This window comes from Pediococcus damnosus (genome assembly GCF_001611155.1).
Lineage (GTDB): Bacteria > Bacillota > Bacilli > Lactobacillales > Lactobacillaceae > Pediococcus > Pediococcus damnosus.
Genome location: NZ_CP012294.1, coordinates 949,950 through 972,430, shown reverse-complemented (window position 1 = coordinate 972,430; position 22,481 = coordinate 949,950). Strand labels below are relative to the sequence as shown.

The window sequence follows — 22,481 nt, the reverse complement described above, 5'->3', positions numbered from 1 at the left end:
AAGGCTTTTTTTCACTTTCCTACTAAAACTTTACACTAACTAATCAGCGAACCTTTTTACAATAAAAATTAGCAATTTCTAATTGAAAAAGTACTCACTTTTAAAACAGTTATTTTAAAAACTAAGCTTTGGTTTATAAAAATATAGGCGGTATTTTTAAGTTCCACGTGAAACATTTTGGCAAGAATTTGATTGCAACTCACCAGTCTTCATGCCATCAGACCTTTACGAAAACGAATCTTTTGTTTAAACTTAATTGGTTATGGAGGTATCAGCATGTTAAACAACCGCTTTTTTCATTGGCTAATAATGCGCACTGAAAATCCCTTTTCGTTAATAAATAAAATTAATAATCGAATTTTATTTCATTAACTTTTTAGAGAAGAAGGGGTAAGTTTGGATTCAGAAAAAGAACTATCCGGAAAAACTGTTTTACTAATGGCCATTGCCACTGGGATCATCGTGGCCAATTTAAATTATATCCAACCCATTGAAGGCTTAATTGCCGACAGCTTTCAAGTTTCGAAGGCTGCCGTTGGCGTGGTTGCCATGCTCACTCAATTAGGGTATGCATTTGGCCTCCTATTTATTGTGCCGTTGGGTGATATCTTCAATCGTTATCACCTCATTCAAATTATGTTGAGTCTATCAATCTTGTCATTACTGCTAGCGTTTTGGGCACCATCTTTAATCATATTTGGGGTTGCTTCCCTATTGGTAGGAATCACTTCCGTGGCCCCTCAGATTATCATTCCCTATGCTGCTTATCTCGCACCCAGTTTGCATCGGGGAAAAGTTTTGGGCAATGTCCTCAGTGGTTTGTTAACTGGGATCCTGTTATCACGCTCCGTCAGTGGTTTGTTAGGCAGTGTTCTTAGCTGGCAATATGTCTATCTAATTGCTGCAATTGCTTGCACAATTTTGTTAGGGGTCTTACATTTGTATTTACCTCGTGATCCGCGTCAAAAACAACACATGCAATACGGCAAAGTGATGGCCTCACTGCCAAAACTATTAGCGAAAGAAAAACACTTGCAAGGATCCGCCATTAACGGTTTTTGTCTCTTCGGTGTTTCCAACGTTTTGTGGTCAACTTTAGCGTTCTATTTAGCTCATCAGTACCACTTTGGCAGTGGTGTGGCCGGCTTATTGGGATTGCTGGGAATTACCGGCGTTCTATTTGCTTCAATCATTGGGCAAATGGTCGATAAGTATTCTCCAAGAATGACCGTTGGCTTAGGAATTCTTTTTTCAACCTTATCATTTGTTATTTTTACCAGTCTTGGCCATCTGTTTATCGGTTTAATTGTGGGAATTGTTCTGTTAGATTTAGGCACCCAATTCGGTCAGGTTTCCAACCAAGCAATCGTGCAATCACTGAGCTTACAGGCCAGTAGCCGAAACAACTCCATCTTTATGTTTAGTTACTTTTTAGGTGGTTCCTTAGGGACTTTCTTTGGAACGTTAGCTTGGAGTAACTTTGGCTGGTCAGGCGTTTGTCTGGTGGGCACTATCTTCTTAGTTCTGGCACTCCTTGGTCATTTGTTCTTAAAAGAACCCGAAAAATTACAAAAAGTAAGTTAAAATCTAAAATAGAGCCTCTGGAAATCAGCGTAATTACTGACTTTCAGAGACTCTTTTTAAATTTGTCCTATTTTACTTGGTTCGTTTGTCGTTCTTGTTCAATTGCCAATTGCGCCACTAAATTCAGATAGTTAAAAGGTTCATCATAGTGAGGCTGAAAAAGCATGTCCACAAACGCCAGATCATCAATTGTATTTTTATTTTGAATACAAATTGAGATTGCATTGGCTGATTGCGAAACTTCGTGTTTACTAAATAATTGCGCGCCCAAAACTTGGCGATTCTTCCGATTATAAACTAGTTCAATCGTCAATAAATCGGTGGTTGGCATATAACTTGGTCGATAGTTGCCCTCATATATCACGGAGGTCGCGTCTAAGCCTTCTTTTTTAGCAGCATTAAGCGTTAACCCACTTGTAGCTAAGGTGTAGCCAAACAGCTCCATTGCTGAAGTGGCTTGGGTTCCCATATCTTTTTGGACTTCACCAAAAATATTCATTCCCGCTAATGCTCCTTGACGAACAGCATTCGTCGCTAACGGGATATAAGCATCATTTCCAGCAGGATTAAAGTGGGATATGCAGGCATCTCCGGCCGCATAAACATCAGCATTTGATGTTTGCTCGTATTCATTAACCAGAATTGCTCCATGACGATCCATATCAACTTGGCCTTGCAGTAACCCTGTATTTGCCATAAAACCAGTGCTAACAATGGCCAAATCTGCTTTGTGTTCACCCTTACTCGTTTCAATTAAAATATTATCCGTTTGATCGTTTCCATGGAAAGCCTGTACCTTTTCATTCAAAAGCACGTGGACTCCATGAGTTTTTAGTAATTCGGTGATTTTTCCTGATATTAATGGCCCCACGTAATTATTCAATACTTGATCATGCGATTGCATCAAGGTCACTTCATGTTTGGTATCCGCGTAAGCTTCTGCCAGTTCGACACCCACATAACCGCCACCAACAATGGCGATATGCTTATGTACTTTTGCTGCTTTGTAAAGCTGTTTTGCTTGTTGTATGTGTCAAGTTTTCCTAGGTGCCTTATAATCAACCAAATATTTATACACAATAATTAGTTTGAAAATATTTTTGCCATTGCTCCGATAGGGCTACTTGTTGGGGCATCAACTGGTATTTTACCTGAAAGAACTCCAATATGCTTAGAATGGTGCTTGTTGCTCAGCTGAGCTGAACTCAACGTCTTCAATGATTCCGTAGCGATCTCAATCGTTAGCTCTTGTAACTTTCTTAAACCACCACGTAAGTATTTATCTAGCTTACCGTTTACCCGAGCTTCAATTAATTTCAACATAGCCTCAAGGCCCTTTTCGGACCATACTTTGCCTTGCTTTTTCATTCGATACGTGTACGCTCTGTGTGAGCTTTCAACGGATCCCAATTTGCCGACCCTCATGAAGCCACGATCGTGTGGAGACTTTATAAACTGCCAATTTCTTGCCAAATATTGTCTTAGGACCCTTAGGCTCTCAAGTTCCTTATCAGTTTTAATTTGCGACTCAAATGTATCTAAAATAACGTTTAACTGATTCTGATCATACAGGCTAACGCTCTTAACGGCCTTATCAACCAATGGATTAAATAAACCAAAGGTTTGTTTAATCTTTTTGACAAAGTGATACCGATCGATAGTAAATTCAACTCTTTGAGCACTCGGAACTATTTCTCGCATACTTTTCGGGTTATACCCTGGGCCACCATCACTTGCTGTAAACACGGTCATTTCACTGATTTTATAATACTTCTCAATGTAGTCAGTTACTCGTTTTTGAACCTTTTTTTGATTGATACCAACAAACTCAACTTTGTTTGATCTTGTTCCATCTAATCCTGATTCAAAAACAATGTAATGGTGGACGTCTTGTCTTCGTCGATTAATTTTGTGTATCTCAAAGGCATCGCCTTCAACCACTAAGTTTTCAACTTTTCGTTTCTTAACTAGTTTCTCTTCGGACGATTTTTCTTCTGTCTTCACGGTATCTGCCATGTCTCTGATAATTCGGTCTACTGACCAGGCACTAATATCCGTCTGACTTGCCAGATTGATCATTGCGGCCGTATTTCTCATCGTTGTCGTTTGCCCAATTTTGGCAACGACACTTTTAAAATAAGGTGAAATTCTTTTTCTTTCTTCCAACTGAAGTTGTTCATCCAACGGGAAGTAATAACTTCCATTGGGTCGAAGATAACATCTTCTTTCAAAATTCACGGCGCCAAACATAAACTCAATTGTTCTGGCCTGTCGATTAATGAATGTATTTTCTGCCGGAATTGATGGAACGAGTGTTTCATCTAATTGCCTCAGATATTCAGCTACAACCAGCTGGAATGACTTCCTAAGATGAAGAATTACCTGCTCCTCTAAATCAAATAAACTGTCTAAATTTCCCAATGATTCAATAAAATCTGCTAAAATATACATGAAAGACCTGTATCCCTTCCTTTAATCTTCGTCGATTAAAAGGCTACAGGTCTTTTTCTATATATTCAACTCAAAATGAATATTCCTAGAATTTTATTGACCATCTAGGAAAACCTTACACTAACTGCTTGTTCATAGCTTTTACATAATAAAACGCGTGAATCATCAATTCCCATGAGCGGTGGCACCACCACATACGAGCCAGTTGTCATGATTAACTTATCATAAGTATCTGTGAAAACTTCTTTAGTAACCATATTTTGCGCCGTAAGCTGATGCGCCTTAGTATCCACACTCAAAACATCGTGTTGGGTTCGGACGGTAGCCCCCTGTTTTTCTAAATCTTCAGGGCTTGCATAAAACATATCCTCTAGCCGCTTAACATCACCATTTAAATATAAAGAAATGCCACACGACAAAAATGAGACGTTATCATTGCGCTCATAAATTGTTACCTCTGTGTCGGGATGAGCTTTAAAGATTTGCGTAACAGCTGCAATTCCGGCGTGCGTACAACCAACTACAACAACTTTCACAATAGCTTCCTTCTTCCCTAAGATTTAAATTAATCAGGATCACTAGCATTAATTTTAAGCAAATGTGGTTTCCCGTAATAATAGCCTTGTCGCAAATCAATTTCCAAATCATCGGCCAACTGATCATCGGCTTCATCCTCAATTCCTTCAAGGATAAATCTTAATTTTTCTTCACGGGCAACATCCCGCCAATACACAACCTTCGCCTGAATCGAAGGATCTTGGAAACCTTCTTTAAAATTTTGAAGGGCAAACTTAATTTCACTCACATATGGCAATAATGCTTCAATTTCCGCGTGTTGATTGTCTCCAGTACCCACATCATCCAAGCAAATTTCCATACCACGTTGAATAAAATGTTCAAACATCGGTTTCAGATCAGCATTCGTAATCTTTTCATCGCCTGGCTCTTCTGTCAGCTCTATATTTAGTCTCAAGGGGCGTAACTGATCCTGGGCATTAATCAATGCGGCATTAATCTGTGCATTCATCATCTGCGTTCGATTTAAATTAACCGATACGGACCCAATCTTTAAAACTAGTTTTGCCGTTGTCTCAGTCAATGTATCAGCAATCACTGGCGCTGGAATCTCCGAAAAAAGTTTTGGAATCCGCCAACCATTATCTGTATGCTTTCGAATTAACAACTCATATCCAATTAACGAATTATTCATTTTATTTAACTGTGGTTGAATGAAATAACGATACATTTATTTCCCCTTTTAATTGTATTAACTATTTACCATTATAAAACACTTCTGGATAAAATGTTTTATAATATTACCATTCAAGTGCTGGTGTAGACCGATATCACCTTAAATTATGAATTTTACTGATTTAACTTTTCATACGTTTTTATACTTATTTACCGTATCATAAATTACAAAAAAATAAACTAAATTATGTATAAATAATCAAAAAAAATACCTTTCAAATCAATTAGTTGATTTGAAAGGTATTTATTTAAATTACTCTTCGGAAACGAATGGAAGTAAGCCCATGATCCGTGATCGTTTAATTGCAATTGTTAAACGACGTTGGTTCTTAGCGCTTGTTCCGGTAACACGACGTGGCAAAACCTTGCCTCGTTCTGAAATGAAACGTTTCAGTAAGTCTGTATCTTTATAATCGATATATTCGATATGGTTAGCTGCGATAAAGTCGACTTTACGACGTCGACGATTTCCGCCTCTTCTTTGTTGTTGAGCCATGAAATTTCCCTCCTCTAATGACGATTAGAATGGTAAATCATCGTCGGAAATATCAATTTGTTCGCCGTTATTTGCAAACGGATCATTCGGGTTGGTACTTGCACTAGAAGCAGGACCATTGCTATTACTTTGGCTACTACTGCTATTGTTGTTTCCTTGCCCGGCATCAAACGGATTGGTATTCGCAGATGATGATTGCGGAGCACTGCTGTGAAGTCCCGAGTTATTCTCCTGCCGTTGACGCTGCTCGGACTGAGATCGGGATTCCAACAATGAAAAGTTTTCAACAACAACTTCGGTAACGTATACTCGTTGATTTTGTGAATTTTCGTATGAACGGGTTTGAATCCGTCCATCAACCCCAATCAATGAACCTTTATGGGTAAAGTTAGAGAAGTTTTCTGCGGCTTTTCGCCAAATGACACAGTTAATAAAGTCAGCTTCACGTTCCCCTTGAGAGTTCGTAAACTGCCGATTAACTGCGACTGTAAAGGTTGCAACTGCAGCACCACTGTTGGTGTATCGTAAATCAGGATCTCTGGTTAAGCGTCCAACAAGAACTGTTCGGTTTATCATAAACAATGACTCCTTCCTAAATTAATTAAGTTTATTGTTTAACGTACAACGATCATGTGACGTAAGATACCATCAGTAATCTTTGAGATTCGGTCGAATTCATTCAAAGCCTTGTCATCGTTTGTTTTTATGTTAATAACGTGATAGATACCTTCATTGTATCCACCGATTTCATAAGCAAAACGACGCTTGGACCAATCTTTTGAATCAACCACTTCTGCACCATTGTCTGTCAAAATCTTGTCGAAACGTTCTACTAAGGCAGCCTTAGCTGTTTCGTCAACATCTGGCGCAATGATATAAGTAATTTCGTATGATTTTTGTGCCATGTGTTTTACACCTCCTTATGGACTAAGTGGCTTTCTTAACAATTTTAAGAAAGCAAGGAGAGCTTCTAAATTAATAGTTACTCACGAACTCCAATTATAGCATTCATACTTGTGCAACGCAATAAACAAAAATCCCAATAAACGATACATAACTAAGTTACGTTGTTTATTGGGATTTTATTTAATTATTTTTCTTGATCGTTAGAATTTTCTTTAGTAACTGTTTTTTCAGTCGTTGCTTGGTCATCTGATTGCTCGGATGACTTGGCATTTTCTTCATCTGATTGATCTTCATCTTCATGATCAACTTTTGCCATTGTGGCAACTTTGGCATCTTCACCAATTCTAATTAAATGAACACCCATTGTTGCTCGGCCAGTTTCTGGAACTGAACCTACATCAAACCGAATCATAACGCCTCGGTTAGTGATCAACATAATATCTTCATCGCCAAGCACGGTGGTCATCCCAGCTATCTGACCGTTTTTAGCAGTCACATTCGCTGTTTTGATTCCTTTACCGCCTCGACCCTTAATTGGATATTCTTTAGCAGGTGTTTGTTTTCCGTAACCTTTTTCAGTAATAATTAAAACTTTACTTTCAGGTTGGAGCAAATCAACCCCGACCACGTAATCCTCATCACGTAAACGAATTCCACGTACACCGGTTGCAGAACGACCCATTGAACGGACTGATTCTTCCGCAAAACTAACGGCATATCCATTATGGGTTCCAATAATAATGTTTTGCTTACCATCTGTAATTGCCACGTTGATTAATTCATCGTCATCCTTCAAATTAATCGCCTTGAGACCATTACTCCGAATATTTAAGAATTCAGCCAACGGTGTCCGTTTCGCAACACCCTTCAAAGTCGTGAAGAATAAGTAACGTTCTTTCGAATTATCACGATCTTGACCAGCATTGATCACAGCTTGAATACTTTCACCGGCGCTAATTCCTAACAGATTAATTACCGGAATTCCTTTAGCTGTTCGGCCGTATTCAGGAATTTCGTAACCCTTCATTCGGTAAACTTTCCCAGCATTTGTAAAGAACAATAACACATCATGCGTCGAGCTGGAAACAAGATGTTCAATAAAGTCATCATCATGAACACCCATCCCTTGCACGCCACGACCACCACGACGTTGAGACTTAAATTCAGAAGTTGGCATCCGCTTAATATACCCATTATGGGTTAATGTAATCATGACGTCTTCTTCATCAATTAAATCTTCATCTTCAAGGCTCAATACTTCGCCAACCAAAAGCTCCGTACGGCGTTTATCACCAAATTTTTCTTGGATATCAAGAAGTTCTTGATAAATAATTTGATTTAAACGTTCTTTATGGGCCAAAATATCGCGATAATCCTTAATATCTGCCATCAATTTGGTATATTCGCTTTCAACCTTCTCACGTTCCAGTCCAGTTAAACGAACAAGCCGCATATCCAAAATAGCTTGTGATTGTTTGTCAGATAATGAGTAGTTATGCATTAATTGATCTTTGGCAATTTCAGCAGTTTGAGAATTACGAATGATCGCAATAATTGCATCAATATGATCCAACGCAATTCGTAATCCTTCGAGGATGTGAGCCCGAGCTTGAGCTTTTTTCAAATCAAACTCAGTTCGACGACGGACAACTTCTTCTTGATGTTTGAGATAGTACTGTAAAATCTCTTTCAAACTTAAAACTTTTGGTGCGCCAGCTACGATAGCAAGCATATTAAAGCTAAACGTCGTTTGCATCAAAGTCATTTTATATAAGTTATTCAAAACAACTGAAGCACTCATATCACGACGAACATCAATGACAACCCGCATTCCTTCACGGTCACTTTCATCATTCACATCCGTAATGCCTTCAATTCGTTTATCACGAGCTAATTCAGCAATTCTCTCAATTAATTTAGCTTTATTTACCATGTAAGGAAGTTCAGTTGCAATAATTCGTTCGCGACCGCTCTTCTCTTGTTCGATATCAACCTTAGCACGGAGAATGATGGTTTCCTTACCGGTTTCATAGGCTTTTCGAATTCCAGATTTTCCCATGACTACTCCACCAGTTGGGAAGTCAGGTCCAGGGATTGCCTCCATCAAATCAGCAGTCGTTGCCTCAGGATTATCCATCAAAATATGAATTGCGCTAATGACTTCTGTTAAATTATGAGGTGGAATGTTGGTGGTCATCCCGACCGCAATTCCGGTTGCCCCATTTACCAATAAGTTAGGAAAACGAGCTGGCAAAACTTCTGGTTCCCGTTCTGTGCCATCATAATTTTCTTGAAAATCAACCGTATTTTTATTAATATCACGTAACATTTCGACAGCAATTTTGCTCATTCGTGCTTCGGTATACCGCATCGCAGCGGCACCATCACCATCAACTGAACCAAAGTTACCATGTCCGTCAACCAACATATACCGATAACTAAAATCTTGGGCCATTCGAACCATGGATTCATAAATTGCTGAATCACCATGGGGATGATATTTACCCATGACATCCCCAACAATTCTGGCTGATTTCTTATAAGGTTTTTCAGGGGTAACCCCTAATTCACTCATTCCATACAAAATTCGACGATGTACTGGTTTTAAACCATCACGTACGTCAGGTAAAGCTCGCGCCACAATAACACTCATTGCATAATCTAGGAAGGATGTTCGCATTTCTTTACTCAGATTGACATCCGTTACACGAGTTCCGATATTCTCTTCGTCAGACAAATTATTTAACCTCCAATCCTAAATTAGACATCTAAGTTTTCTACAAAGACAGCATTATCTTCAATAAATTTTCGACGCGGTTCAACCCGATCGCCCATCAACATATCAAAATCGCCACTAGCCGCATCGGCATCTTTGGCAGACACTCGTAATAAACGACGATTATCAGGATTCATGGTCGTTTCCCATAATTGAGAAGCATCCATTTCACCTAAACCTTTATACCGTTGAATTGCTGGTTTGGGACTTGGTGGCAGCTGACCCAAAGTTTCTTTTAATTCTTCATCCGAATCGATATACCTGATCATTTTTCCTTGGCGAATTTGATACAACGGTGGCTGTGCAATATACACATATCCAGCGTCAATCATTGGCCGCATGTAGCGATAGAATAGCGTCAATAGCAAAGTTCGAATATGAGCCCCATCGACATCGGCATCCGTCATAATAATTAATTTATGATAATTAGCCTTTGTAACATCAAAATTCTCACCAAAACCAGTCCCAAGGGCCGTAAACAACGAACGAATTTCTTCGTTAGCTAACACCCGATCCAAAGTAGCTTTTTCGACATTAAGAATTTTCCCACGAATTGGTAAAATTGCTTGGGTTAAACGCGAACGCCCTTGTTTGGCACTTCCGCCGGCAGAATCACCTTCGACAATAAATAATTCACTAATTGCAGGATCCTTGGACGTATTATCTGCCAATTTCCCTGGTAAATTATTAATTTCTAGGCCACTCTTTTTCCGCGTCACTTCACGAGCCCGTTTTGCAGCAACTCGTGCTTTAGATGCCAATAAGCCCTTGTCAATTACCTTTCGGCCAATATCTGGATTTTCCATTAAGAACTTATTGAAATGTTCGCCAAACACATCATTAACGGCAGTTCGTGCATCGGAGTTCCCTAATTTAGTCTTTGTTTGGCCTTCAAATTGAGGATCAGGATGTTTCACACTCACAACTGCAGTTAACCCTTCACGAACATCATCACCGGATAGGTTATCTTCGTTATCCTTCAATAATCCCGTCTTATGCGCATAATCATTAACAACCCGTGTCAAAGCCCGTTTAAAGCCTTCTTCATGAGTTCCACCTTCATACGTATGAATATTATTCGTGAAAGTTAGTAACTTACTCTGATAACCTTCCGTATACTGCATGGCAACTTCGACTGTAATGCCATTTTCGACACCTTCCACATAGATAGGTTCCGGAAAAAGCAGTTCTTTGCCTTCGTTCAAATAATCTACATAATGCCGAATTCCACCTTCATAAAGAAAATCATCTTCAGTAGGTTTTTCAGGTCGTAAATCCTTAAGTGTAATTCGCAATCCCTTATTCAAGAATGCTAATTCACGAATTCGGGTTCGTAAGGTTTTAATGTCAAAAGTAGTTGTTTCTTGGAAAATATCTGCATCTGGTAAGAAATGAACGATCGTCCCATGTGCATGAGGACCACACTCACCAATAACCTTCATGGCCGTCTTAACTTTGCCACGCGTGAAATCCATATAGTAAATCTTGCCATTATGCATAACTCTAACGTCAAGTTCTTCTGACAACGCATTGACAACTGATGCCCCAACACCATGCAGACCACCAGAAACCTTATAACCGCCGCCGCCAAACTTACCACCGGCATGCAAAATTGTGAAAACTGTCTCTAGGGCTGGTTTACCAGTCTTAGCCTGGATTCCAACTGGAATTCCTCGGCCATTATCAAAAACCGTAATGCTATTATCTTTTTCAACCGTCACATCGATTTTATCCGCAAACCCGGCTAAAGCTTCATCAATTCCGTTATCAATAATTTCCCAAACTAAATGATGGAGTCCTTGGGCACTTGTTGCCCCAATATACATTCCGGGACGTTTTCTAACTGCTTCCAAACCTTCAAGAACTTGGATCTGACTTGCATCATATTCTTGAGCTTTTTCTTCTTTACGCTCCTGTGCGGATTCAACTTTTTCTGTTGATTTTGTTTTATCGTCGTCTGCCACTGTTTATTCCTCCTCGTTCTTAATGACTATTTTGCTTTCGCAAAATCTCATCCTCGGTACGGTGTCCATTCGCTCTACAGCATTAAAATACTTAGACGAACTGGCCCTCCTCGTTCTTAATGACTATTTTGTTCTCGCAAAATCTCATCCTCGGTACGGTGTCCATTCGCTCTACAGCATTAAAATACTTAGGCGAACTGGCCCTCCTCGTTCTTAGACTAGTGAGACTATGTTTCCACATGCAAAGTCCCCTGACTAATCGTAAATATCCGAGGTTCATCAATCAATTGTCTAGCAACACCACTCAAACTCGTTGTCGTTAAAAAGGTTTGAACCTTATTTTGAATGGACTTCAACAAATGCGTTTGTCGTTCATCGTCAAGCTCTGACAACACATCATCCAAAAGTAAAATCGGATATTCTCCTGTTTCTTCTTTCATGAGATCAATTTCTGCAAGTTTTACACTTAAAGCCGTTGTTCGCTGCTGTCCTTGCGAACCAAATGTTTGCACATTTTTTCCATTAACTAAAAAACGCACATCATCCCGTTGCGGACCAACTAATGTGGTTCCCTGCTGTAATTCGTGTTCCTCATGTTCCGAAAACGCTTCTTGCAATTTTTTATAGAGCTGGTCAACCGTCAGTTCTTCCTCTTGATCAACTTGAGAAACATACTCAAACGTTAAATGTTCTTTGCCTAACGAAATTTGCGTATGCATCTGTTGTGCCCATTTTTCTAACTTCTTTAAAAATTGACGGCGCTGAAATGTAATCTCAGCACCGTAAGCAGCCAATTGATCAGACAAAACGCCTAAAAACACTTTGTCGCTTTGCACTTTAAACTTTAACTGTTTTAAATATTGATTTCGTTGCTTCAAAATCGTTCGATATTGTGCTGAATTATAGAGATACTTACTACTCATTTGACCGAATTCCATGTCAATAAATCGTCGCCGAATGGCTGGTGAGCCCTTCACCAAAGACAAATCTTCCGGAGAAAATAAGACTACGTTTAACTGACCGATATATTGGGATAATTTACTTTGCTCAATATGGTTTACCTTGGCCCGTTTTCCCTTTGCACTCAGTTCCAGTTCCAAAGGCATTGAACTTACTTGTTTCTTGACCCGGGTAGCCAATTGCGCCGTATCTGCATCCCAATTAATTAGATCGTGATCATTCGACGTCCGATGACTCCGAGTTAAAGCCAGAACATAAATAGACTCAAGTAAATTAGTCTTCCCCTGTGCGTTTGCACCTAATAGCACATTTACACCAGGAATAAATTCAGTTTCTAAATCAGTATAATTTCGAAAATTATGAAGACTAAGATTCTCCAAGTACATATTTATTCCTCACGTCTTGGACGCACAAGAAACAATCCCTCACCTGGAATGTTCACTGTATCATTCGGATATAGCTTTTTCCCTCGTCGATCCTCAGGTTCATCATTAACTTCTAAAGAATGTTCACGAAGATACCATTTTGCCTGACCGCCACTTCCAATAATATCTTCCATTTTTAAAAGTTGCCCAAGCGTAATGAATGGTGTCGTAATTAAAACTTTATGCTCTTCCAAGTTCACAACCACCTTTACTATTACAAATTTTTAATAACATTTCGCTTCAATTTTTCGACCAAAATTTATAGTGAAAAAAATAAATACCGAAATTTATTTTTGAAATATATCAATACTAAATACTTATCTATTATACCTTTAAAAAGCGAAAAAAACAAACTCAGAGGCCGTATTTTGCGTTTTAAGGCATCTTGAACATATTTAGATACTTTTGCCGTTTTTTCCGTATTATTCTCAAAACCTCTAAATTTAATTTTCAGACAAAAAAAGGCCAAAACACGTTGTTCGTATTTTGGTCTCTAGAATTTATTTTTTTTAAAATGTTCGAACTGGCGTAATCAGTTGAATAAAGTTTTCTTTATCCTCGGTTGGTACCAACGTAAATGGACGTAATGCCGATGTAAACGAAACTAAAATTTCTGTCTGACCAAAAGAACGTAAAGCATCTTTCATGTAATCTGGATTGAATGAAATCTCCAAATCTTCACCCTCAACTGCCTTAGCATCCAATTGTTCTTCAACATTTCCGACATCAGGTGAATTTCCAGAAATAACAACCTGATTATTTTCTGTAGCAATTGTTAGCTTAACGACATTATTGCGACTTTCATGAGAAAGTAACGAAGCTCGTTCAATTGCAGCCAATAAGGCAGGTGCATTAAATTCAAGCTTTGTGGTTGCTTCCTTTGGAATTAAACGCGATGTATCTGGATAATTTCCCTCAAGTAACCGTGAATAAAACGCTGTGTCACCTAATGTAAAGAGCACTTGATTTTCAGAAATTCGCATAATTACATCTGGATTTTCTTCACCAATCATCCGAGATAACTCAATGAGACTTTTTCCAGGAATAATTACATCATATTTACCTGAATTCGCTTGAGGTAGTGTGATTTTTCGTTGGCTCAAGCGATGACTATCTGTAGCAACTGCCATGAATTGGTCACCATCGATACTGAAATGAACTCCTGTTAAAATTGGCCGACTTTCTTGAGAAGAAACAGCAATTACTGTCTGACTAATAAGTTGTTTAAAAACATTTCCGGAAAGTTGAATTTGATCATTGCCATCTAATTCTGGTAAATGCGGATAATTATTTGCATCTAAACCATTAATTGTAAATTCAGCAGCTCCAGAAGAAATTTTAGTTTGAAAACCTTCAGTGATTTCAAGCGTCATTGATTCTTCAGGAAGCTTTTTGACAATGTCACTGAAAAAATGAGCTGGCAAAACAATTTTTCCAGGATCTTCAATTGAAAGTCCATTATCTTCGTTTTTTGAATCTAACACAGTTTCAATAGAAATATCAGCGTCACTCCCTGTTAGGATGATCTGATCTGATGTCACATCTAATTTTAAACCTGTCAAGATTGGAATAGTTGTTTTAGATGAGATTGCTCGTTGAACATCGTTTAGTTTTTGAATGAATATATTTCGTTTGATTGTGAATTTCATTATGGACTCTCCTTTTTAGCAAATGTATTTATATATAATTATATAGTAAAAGTAGCAGTAGTAATAGGGCCTGTTGATATTGTGCAAATGTAACCTAACGCTTAGGTAGGTCCATGATTCGGCATGTTGATAGAATGTGCATAACTATTACGTTAATTCACAGCTATCCACAGGCTAAGGTTTGAGCTCACTTTTGAGATCGGCAATTTGACGTTGTAAATCATCGTCCTTTTTTAAGGCCGCCGCGATTTTTTCGTGCGCATGAATAACAGTTGTATGATCTTTACCACCAAATTCCGTTCCAATTTTTGGTAATGAAGCATTAGTTAACTCACGGGAAAGATACATCGCAATTTGGCGAGGCATGACAATTGATTTCATCCGTTTCTTACCCTTTAAATCTGAAATTGAAGTGTGATAGTATTTGGCAACTTTATCTTGGATAAGTGAAATGGAAACTTCACTGAATTTGGTACCAAAATTCAAGCTCCGCATAGCTTCGGATGCAAGATCTGTGGTAATGGCAGTGTTTTGTAAGTTTGAATAAGCTTGAACACGAGCCAATGCACCTTCTAATTCTCGAACATTGGAATCTACCTGAGTAGCAATATAATTCAAGGTTTCATCAGGAATTTCAATGTTATCTGCCATGGCTTTCTCTCGTAAAATGGCGATCCGAGTTTCAAGATCAGGTGGCGTAATGTCGACCGACAACCCCCATTTGAAACGAGAAACAAGGCGTTCTTGCAACTTGGGAATTTCATTTGGTAAACGATCAGAAGTTAGGACAATTTGTTTTTGATTACTATATAATGCTTCAAAAGTATGGAAAAATTCTTCTTGCGTAGCCTCTTTATCAGCAAAGAATTGAACATCATCTACTAACAGCAAGTCTACATTTCGATAAACTTCGCGAAATTCTTCTTGATGTTTAGACTGAATGGCATTGATAAAATCATTAGTGAAAGCTTCACTAGTTACGTATTTAATATTTGTATTGGGATCGTTTTTTAAAATTTGATGACCGATCGCGTGCATTAAATGAGTTTTACCTAATCCTACGCCACCGTAGAAAAACAGCGGATTATACATCGTTCCAGGATCTTCAGAAACGACCAAGGCTGCGGCATGTGCCATTTGGTTACCTTTACCAGTTACAAATGTATCAAATGTATATTTATCGTTTAAAGAAGTTTTTTCCATAAAGTCAGGAGTTTCTCTTGGCCTTTTTTCAGCCGGTTTTTTTTCCTCGGCATTTTCAGTTTGGGCACCCTCTAGAATAAAATCAGGGGTAATGTCTTCTTTTGTGATTAAATACGCATATTCAACAAATTTAGGTGCCAAATGTTGTTTCCAGTAATCCCGGTGTAATGGGGATGGTAACTGGATTGTCATGACATGGTCTTTTAAATCGATAGGTTTTGCGACATCAATCCAAGTAGAAAAGCCGAGTGATGAGATGTCATTATCTTTTTTAAAATCGGCTTTGATTTGATCCCAGAGTTCATTTTTACTTTGCACAAAAACCCCTCCAAAGTGGCTTACGAATTATTTTTTACGTTTTTAGTTATTGATTGAAAGAAACAATAAGATAATTTTAGCATGAAAAAAAAAAGTTTTCCACAGGATGTGGAAAACTTTTTAAAATAACACACAGATAGTGAAAAAGTTTATCAACAAGTTGTTGAAAAAGGGCATTATTTTCATGATTTTTCAATTTATTCACACATTGCTGTGGATAACTATCCCCCGTTAATACTGTGTTTGTTGAGGTTATCCACTGAAAAACATGAAAATGTGGATAACTCAAACACAGGGGGTGAATATCCGGATAAGTTTGGAAAAACCGGTGGATAAGTACAGACTAAAAATATTTTTATCCACAAGAAGGTAACCTGTGAAACTTGTAGCTGTGGATAAAAAGCTTTCCTAATAAGAAACAATTTTTAATTAAGGCCTTTGCATGAAGTCATATTTATGATATTATATTATAGTAATTGTGATTAGATACTGAGTTGATTTCATTAATATATAAATGAAACTATAAAATTTCAGTGTTGTTATGGGAGGTGTACGAATTGAAAAGAACATTCCAACCAAAAAAACGTCATCGTTCACGTGTTCATGGTTTTCGTAAACGTATGAGTACAAGTAACGGCCGTAGAGTTTTAGCACGTCGACGTCTAAAAGGTAGAAGAGTATTATCTGCATAAGGCCACTGATCCCAGTGGTCTTTTATTTTTGAAGAGATTTTCAAAATTCAAAGACAAAAGCCCTTTTATTCTATATAATATGTAGAAACTTGATAATACGATACATTTTGGAGAGAGATCATGCGAAAGTCATACCGTGTAAAAAGAGAAACAGAATTTCAGAGGGTTTTTGAAACTCATAATTCATTTGCAAACCGTAAATTTGTTGTGTATGTCATGGATAAACCAGGGCAACCGCATTTTCGTGTGGGAATTTCGGTTGGTAAAAAAATCGGTAACGCAGTCATGCGGAATTTTATGAAGCGTCGAATTAACCAAAGCGTTCTTGAATTTAAACCTCAATTGCGTCAGGATATCGATTTTCTGGTTATTGCACGGCCGCAATCGTCTGGTCTTTCAATGAAAGAAACTAAACAGCAATTGAAACATGTATTCACATTGGCTAATATTTTAACTACTGATCAAAGTGAGGAAAAATAAGTGAAACACAGCAAAAGAAATATGGTGATGATGGCAGTTGCCAGTTTAACGGTCTTATTGGCCGGCTGTAGTACAGCACCGATCACGAAAAACAGTACCGGTTTTTGGGATCATTGGATTGTTTATAATTTCTCACGGGCGATTATATGGCTATCTAAATTATTTGGTAATAATTATGGTTGGGGAATTATTGTCTTTACCATTATTGTTCGGATTATCATTCTACCCTTGATGATTTATCAAACCAAATCTTCGATGAAAACAGCTGAAATTCAACCTAAGGTACAGGCACTGCAAAAGAAGTATTCTTCTAAAGATATTGAAACTCAACAAAAGCTTCGTGATGAACAACAAAAATTGTACGCAGAAGCTGGTGTAAATCCAGTTGCTGGATGTTTGCCATTGATTGTACAATTACCAATTTTGTATGCTTTGTATGCAGCTGTAAGTCGAACTGAAGTTTTGAAGGCCGGAACATTTTTATGGCTTCAATTAGGTGATAGAGATCCTTACTTCATTTTGCCAGTTATAGCCGCGGTGTTCACTTACATTAGCTCATGTCTCAGTATGAAGTCGCAACCCACACAAAATGGGATGACAACGATGATGACAATTGGGATGCCTGTAATTATCTTCTTTACGGCTCTGAGTGTGCCATCTGCTGTTTCCCTTTACTGGGTTGTTACGAATATTTTTCAAGCCGGACAAACACTGCTTCTACAAAATCCCTTTAAGATTAACCGAGAACGTGAAGCTAAAGCTAAGGCAGAGCAAGATAAGAAACGTGCAATTGCCAAAGCTAAACGTAAAGCCTACAAAGGTCGAAATCGAAAATAATAAGACTGGAGATTGGAATTTAGGTTCTGGTCTCCTTTTTTATTTGTAATGCTGAAGATAAAGGAGGGATAACATGGCAATTTATAAAGCTAATACTCTTGAAAAAGCAGTCCAAATGGGTTTAGCTGATCTGGACGTTAGTAGAAATGAGGTAACTGTTAAAACAATTGTTGAGCCCAAACGAGGATTTCTAGGGATTGGCAAAAAGCTGGCTGAAATTGAAATGACGGTTACTGAAATCAAAAAACCAAAAGAAAATGTAGAAAATAACAGGATTGAGCCTAAACAGGCACACAAAACTAATTCTGAAGTTCATATTAAGCCCGATGAAGCAACTGATGAAACAAAAAATGAAGTTCAATCTAAGCCCAAAGAAGTAGAAACGCAATCTGTCAAAACGATTTCTCATCCACACTTGAATGAACAAGTTGTTGCAGAGCTACAAAATTATTTAACAAAGATTGTGTCTCAACTAGGAATTAAAGCAACAGCAACCAGCACTTTCCATCATCGCGAGGTCCAAATTAATTTTAAAACTGAGCAAGAAGGTATGCTGATTGGAAAGCACGGAAGGACAATTAACGCCTTACAGACCTTAGCTCAAGTTTTCTTATTGCATCAAAACGTTTCACACGCTAATGTAAATTTAGATGTTGAGAATTATCGTGAACGACGAAAGAAAACTCTTCAGCATTTGGCTGAGAGTACGGCGCGAGAAGTTGTTGCGACTGGTGACCCTGTTTTCTTAGATGCTATGCCCGCTTTTGAACGAAAGGTAATTCATGCAGCACTGACAAATAATCATTTTGTAACCACTTTTTCAGAGGGACATGAACCACACCGCTATGTCGTTGTGGCCCTTGTGCAAGATGAACAGCTCTAAACCAAGTGTAAGAAATTGACAAATGAGTGATAAAAATTTAAGATATAATTAATTATTCTTATTTAAGATAAAGTAGTGAAAGTACTTTACCACGTGCAACCTTTTTAGGGCGTGGACTAGGTGCTTTTTTTATTTGACTTGAGTTATTAGAAAGGAAACAAGAAATGCAAGAGACAGCAACCGAATTAGATACCATTGCCGCAATTTCAACACCACCTGGTGAAGGAGGTATTTCCATAGTTAGATTGAGTGGTAATGAGGCTTTAGAAGTAGCTTCACGTGTTTTTAAGGGCAAAGATCTTCATAAGGTAAATAGTCATACGATCAATTATGGTCATATTGTTAATCCAAAAACTAATGAAAAGATTGATGAAGTGATGGTTTCTGTGATGTTAGCTCCTAAAACATACACGCGAGAAGATGTCATTGAAATAAATTGTCATGGTGGAATTGTGCCTACTAATGATATTCTTCAACTGGTCTTGAGTAATGGTGCTCGGATGGCAAAACCAGGAGAATTTACGGAACGGGCCTTTTTAAATGGTCGGGTGGATCTTTCTCAGGCAGAAGCAGTTATGGATCTGATTCGAGCAAAAACGGATCGCTCTATGAAGGTGGCTTTAAATCAGCTTGATGGTGATTTATCACATTTAATTAAAAACTTACGTCAAGATATTTTGGATGTATTGGCAAAAGTTGAAGTTAATATTGATTATCCTGAGTATGACGATGTTGAAACCATGACTAGTAAATTATTACGCGAAAAGGCAGTTGAAGTTAGAGCTCAAATCAAACAATTGTTGCAAACGGCTCAAGAAGGTAAAATTCTTCGTGATGGGTTAGCAACGGCGATTGTTGGTCATCCTAACGTTGGTAAATCTAGTTTACTGAATCGAATGCTTCATGAGGATAAAGCGATTGTGACGGATGTCGCAGGAACCACACGTGATGTTTTGGAAGAGTACGTGAATGTGCGTGGCGTGCCGTTAAAATTGGTTGATACTGCAGGAATTCAGGATACCAACGATAAGGTTGAAAAAATCGGCGTTGAACGAAGTCGGAAGGCAATTCAAACGGCCGATTTAGTATTGCTTGTCTTGGATAGCAGTCACCCCTTATCTAAAGATGACCGGCAGTTAATTGAAGTTACAAATGATGCCAAACGGATTATTATTCTCAATAAAACTGATCTACCTTTACAATTAGATATGGATGAGTTATTGAAGTTAGTGCCAGAAGATCAAATTATTCGAACTGCAGCTACTAAGGGTGTCGGTTTGGATGATTTGAAGGATAAAATCACAAAATTATTCTTTGGTGGCATCGAAAGTAATCAAAATAGTGTCATCGTAACTAATGCGCGTCACATTGGACTACTAAATAAGGCGGAAGATGCACTCGACTCTGTTCTTCAGGGATTAGATGATGGGATGCCTGTTGATTTAGTTCAGATTGATATGACTCAATGCTGGGAACTTCTCGGCGAAATTACGGGAGACAGTTATCAAGATGAATTATTAGATCAATTATTTAGTCAATTCTGTTTAGGTAAGTAATTGAAGTTAAGTGAAGTTAATTATAAAACAAATTATGAAGCTGATTGAAGCTCAAATGGTGGAGGAAAAGGCATGACAGAGGTAAAACAGTATGCAGGTCGAGATTACGATGTGATCGTGGTTGGCGCTGGACACGCTGGTTCAGAAGCAGCTTTAGCGGCGGCACGAATGGGAAACAAGACATTATTGATGACCATCAATTTAGATATGGTTGCCTTTATGCCATGTAATCCATCAGTTGGTGGTCCGGCTAAGGGCATCGTTGTTCGCGAAATTGATGCACTTGGTGGCGAAATGGGCAAAAATATTGATAAAACCTATGTTCAGATGAGAATGTTGAATACAGGTAAGGGTCCTGCCATTCGTGCTTTGAGGGCACAAGCAGATAAACATGCTTACCATGCACAAATGAAAAAGACCATTGAAGATGAACCCAATTTGACTTTACGACAGGGAATTGTAGATGATTTAATTGTTGAAGATGGCGTCTGTAAAGGCGTTATCACAAATACAGGGGCTCGCTACCATGCCAAGAGTGTGGTCTTAACTTTAGGAACAGCAGCCCGAGGAAAGATTATTATTGGCGAATTGATGTATTCTTCAGGTCCTAATAACTCACAACCTGCCAAAGAGTTAACTAAGAACTTACAAAATTATGGATTTGAATTAGAGCGTTTCAAAACAGGGACTCCACCTCGGGTTGATGGTGGCACAATTCACTACGATGAGACTGAAGAGCAACCAGGTGACAAAGAGCCTAATCACTTTAGTTTTACAACGCCAGATAGTGATTATATTGATGTGAAAAATCAGTTATCATGTTGGCTGACCTATACAAATGAGTATACACATAAGATTATTCGCAAGAACTTGGATCGGGCACCAATGTTTACAGGCGTGATTGAAGGTGTGGGACCTCGTTATTGTCCTTCAATTGAAGATAAAATTGTGCGATTTGCTGATAAAGATCATCATCAATTATTCCTTGAACCTGAAGGCCGGAATACGGACGAGTGGTATGTTCAGGGACTTTCAACTTCGATGCCAGAAGAAATTCAACAAAAGATTTTACATTCTATTAAAGGGTTAGAAGATGCTGAGATGATGCGTCCAGGTTACGCCATTGAATACGATGTAATAGCTCCTTATCAGTTGAAACCAACTTTGGAAACAAAGATTGTTAAAAATTTGTATACAGCTGGTCAAACTAACGGAACTTCAGGATATGAAGAGGCTGCTGGTCAAGGTTTAATGGCTGGAATTAACGCCGGCTTACGAGCTTTGGATAATGGCCAATTTACACTGAAACGTAGCGATGCATATATTGGTGTCATGATTGATGATCTTGTCACGAAGGGAACCAAGGAACCTTACCGTTTGCTTACCAGTCGTGCCGAGTATCGCTTAATCTTACGTCATGACAATGCTGATTTGCGATTAACTGAAATGGGCCATGACCTTGGTTTGATTGATGATGATCGCTATCAAACCTTCTTGGTTAAAAAGGCTGATATTGAGGCTGAATTGAAACGTCTGGATACCATTCGAATTAAACCAAAGCAAGTTAAAGATTTTCTGATCTCTAAAGGTGGACATGAATTAAAAGACGGTGTTTTGGCCTCCGAATTTTTGCGTCGTCCAGAAGTCACTTACCAAGATTTACTAAAATTTATTCCAGCACCAGACAAAAAATTAGATCGTCGAGTTGTTGAACAAGTTGAAATTGAGATTAAATATGCAGGGTACATTAAAAAGGCTAAACAACGTGTAGAACGTTTGAAGAAGATGGAAGCTAAAAAGATTCCAGAGCATATCGATTATGAAGAAATTAATGGCCTAGCCACTGAGGGTCGCCAAAAGTTGGAGAAAATTCAACCACAAACAATTGCACAGGCAAGTCGGATTAGTGGGGTTAATCCTGCTGATATCGCAATCTTGAGTGTTTATATTGAACAAGGTAGAATTGCTAAAGTTAAATAGGTCACTTTTTTAAGCATCTTAGAGCCAAAATTCTGAGGTGTTTTTATTATGAATTTTTTTGTGAAGTGTT

Annotated in this window: 18 protein-coding genes and 2 pseudogenes; 7 read left to right on the top strand and 13 right to left on the bottom strand. The window is 38.3% G+C overall.

Annotated features, from left to right (window positions below):
- Nucleotides 1-396 precede the first annotated feature (396 nt).
- A complete protein-coding gene (locus ADU73_RS04680) occupies nucleotides 397-1,584 on the top strand; it encodes an MFS transporter (RefSeq protein ID WP_062903963.1) in 1,188 nt (395 codons plus the stop codon).
- Between the two features lie 67 nt (nucleotides 1,585-1,651).
- Here ADU73_RS04680 and ADU73_RS04675 read toward each other — a convergent pair.
- The 13 genes and pseudogenes from ADU73_RS04675 to dnaA all read right to left on the bottom strand — a co-directional run.
- A pseudogene (locus tag ADU73_RS04675) lies at nucleotides 1,652-2,611 on the bottom strand (FAD-dependent oxidoreductase); the annotation flags it as partial.
- A 56-nt stretch (nucleotides 2,612-2,667) separates the two neighbouring features.
- Nucleotides 2,668-4,035: an ISLre2 family transposase gene (locus tag ADU73_RS04670; protein ID WP_046872291.1), complete on the bottom strand. Its 1,368-nt coding sequence runs from the start codon at nucleotides 4,033-4,035 to the stop codon at nucleotides 2,668-2,670.
- A gap of 116 nt (nucleotides 4,036-4,151) precedes the next feature.
- Nucleotides 4,152-4,571: pseudogene (locus ADU73_RS04665) on the bottom strand (NAD(P)/FAD-dependent oxidoreductase); the annotation flags it as partial.
- Nucleotides 4,572-4,600: 29 nt separating this feature from the next.
- Nucleotides 4,601-5,281: an EAL domain-containing protein gene (locus ADU73_RS04660; RefSeq protein ID WP_046872031.1), complete on the bottom strand. Its 681-nt coding sequence runs from the start codon at nucleotides 5,279-5,281 to the stop codon at nucleotides 4,601-4,603.
- Nucleotides 5,282-5,539: 258 nt separating this feature from the next.
- Entirely contained in the window at nucleotides 5,540-5,782 is a 243-nt protein-coding gene (gene rpsR, locus ADU73_RS04655) for a 30S ribosomal protein S18 (protein WP_046872030.1), read from the bottom strand.
- A 24-nt stretch (nucleotides 5,783-5,806) separates the two neighbouring features.
- Nucleotides 5,807-6,358 carry a single-stranded DNA-binding protein gene (ssb, locus tag ADU73_RS04650; protein WP_046872029.1) on the bottom strand — a complete coding sequence of 184 codons (552 nt, stop codon included), beginning with the start codon at nucleotides 6,356-6,358 and terminating at the stop codon, nucleotides 5,807-5,809.
- A gap of 38 nt (nucleotides 6,359-6,396) precedes the next feature.
- The gene (gene rpsF / locus ADU73_RS04645) at nucleotides 6,397-6,687 is read right to left on the bottom strand and encodes a 30S ribosomal protein S6 (protein WP_046872028.1); all 291 of its coding nucleotides are present in this window, start codon (nucleotides 6,685-6,687) and stop codon (nucleotides 6,397-6,399) included.
- 185 nt (nucleotides 6,688-6,872) lie between these two features.
- Entirely contained in the window at nucleotides 6,873-9,368 is a 2,496-nt protein-coding gene (gyrA, locus tag ADU73_RS04640; RefSeq protein ID WP_062913455.1) for a DNA gyrase subunit A, read from the bottom strand.
- 80 nt (nucleotides 9,369-9,448) lie between these two features.
- A complete protein-coding gene (gene gyrB, locus ADU73_RS04635; RefSeq protein WP_062913218.1) occupies nucleotides 9,449-11,428 on the bottom strand; it encodes a DNA topoisomerase (ATP-hydrolyzing) subunit B in 1,980 nt (659 codons plus the stop codon).
- A gap of 227 nt (nucleotides 11,429-11,655) precedes the next feature.
- A complete protein-coding gene (gene recF, locus ADU73_RS04630; RefSeq protein WP_062913217.1) occupies nucleotides 11,656-12,774 on the bottom strand; it encodes a DNA replication/repair protein RecF in 1,119 nt (372 codons plus the stop codon).
- 2 nt (nucleotides 12,775-12,776) lie between these two features.
- Nucleotides 12,777-13,007: a S4 domain-containing protein YaaA gene (gene yaaA, locus ADU73_RS04625; RefSeq protein ID WP_046870947.1), complete on the bottom strand. Its 231-nt coding sequence runs from the start codon at nucleotides 13,005-13,007 to the stop codon at nucleotides 12,777-12,779.
- A gap of 315 nt (nucleotides 13,008-13,322) precedes the next feature.
- Nucleotides 13,323-14,462, bottom strand: coding sequence for a DNA polymerase III subunit beta (dnaN, locus tag ADU73_RS04620; protein WP_046870948.1), 1,140 nt, complete (start codon nucleotides 14,460-14,462; stop codon nucleotides 13,323-13,325).
- A gap of 174 nt (nucleotides 14,463-14,636) precedes the next feature.
- Nucleotides 14,637-15,983 carry a chromosomal replication initiator protein DnaA gene (dnaA, locus tag ADU73_RS04615; protein ID WP_046870949.1) on the bottom strand — a complete coding sequence of 449 codons (1,347 nt, stop codon included), beginning with the start codon at nucleotides 15,981-15,983 and terminating at the stop codon, nucleotides 14,637-14,639.
- Between the two features lie 557 nt (nucleotides 15,984-16,540).
- On the opposite strand from dnaA, the gene rpmH reads away from it, so the two are divergent.
- From rpmH to mnmG, 6 genes are all read left to right on the top strand, one after another.
- On the top strand, nucleotides 16,541-16,675 hold the full coding sequence (gene rpmH, locus ADU73_RS10330; protein ID WP_080945492.1) for a 50S ribosomal protein L34: 135 nt from the start codon (nucleotides 16,541-16,543) through the stop codon (nucleotides 16,673-16,675).
- A 120-nt stretch (nucleotides 16,676-16,795) separates the two neighbouring features.
- Nucleotides 16,796-17,155, top strand: a complete 360-nt coding sequence (gene rnpA / locus ADU73_RS04610) for a ribonuclease P protein component (RefSeq protein ID WP_046870950.1) — start codon at nucleotides 16,796-16,798, stop codon at nucleotides 17,153-17,155.
- A complete protein-coding gene (gene yidC, locus ADU73_RS04605) occupies nucleotides 17,156-17,992 on the top strand; it encodes a membrane protein insertase YidC (protein WP_062913216.1) in 837 nt (278 codons plus the stop codon). It begins immediately after the preceding gene.
- A 73-nt stretch (nucleotides 17,993-18,065) separates the two neighbouring features.
- On the top strand, nucleotides 18,066-18,875 hold the full coding sequence (gene jag, locus ADU73_RS04600; protein WP_046870952.1) for an RNA-binding cell elongation regulator Jag/EloR: 810 nt from the start codon (nucleotides 18,066-18,068) through the stop codon (nucleotides 18,873-18,875).
- 164 nt (nucleotides 18,876-19,039) lie between these two features.
- Nucleotides 19,040-20,431 carry a tRNA uridine-5-carboxymethylaminomethyl(34) synthesis GTPase MnmE gene (gene mnmE / locus ADU73_RS04595; RefSeq protein ID WP_062913215.1) on the top strand — a complete coding sequence of 464 codons (1,392 nt, stop codon included), beginning with the start codon at nucleotides 19,040-19,042 and terminating at the stop codon, nucleotides 20,429-20,431.
- 72 nt (nucleotides 20,432-20,503) lie between these two features.
- The gene (gene mnmG / locus ADU73_RS04590) at nucleotides 20,504-22,411 is read left to right on the top strand and encodes a tRNA uridine-5-carboxymethylaminomethyl(34) synthesis enzyme MnmG (RefSeq protein ID WP_046870954.1); all 1,908 of its coding nucleotides are present in this window, start codon (nucleotides 20,504-20,506) and stop codon (nucleotides 22,409-22,411) included.
- Nucleotides 22,412-22,481: the final 70 nt, after the last annotated feature.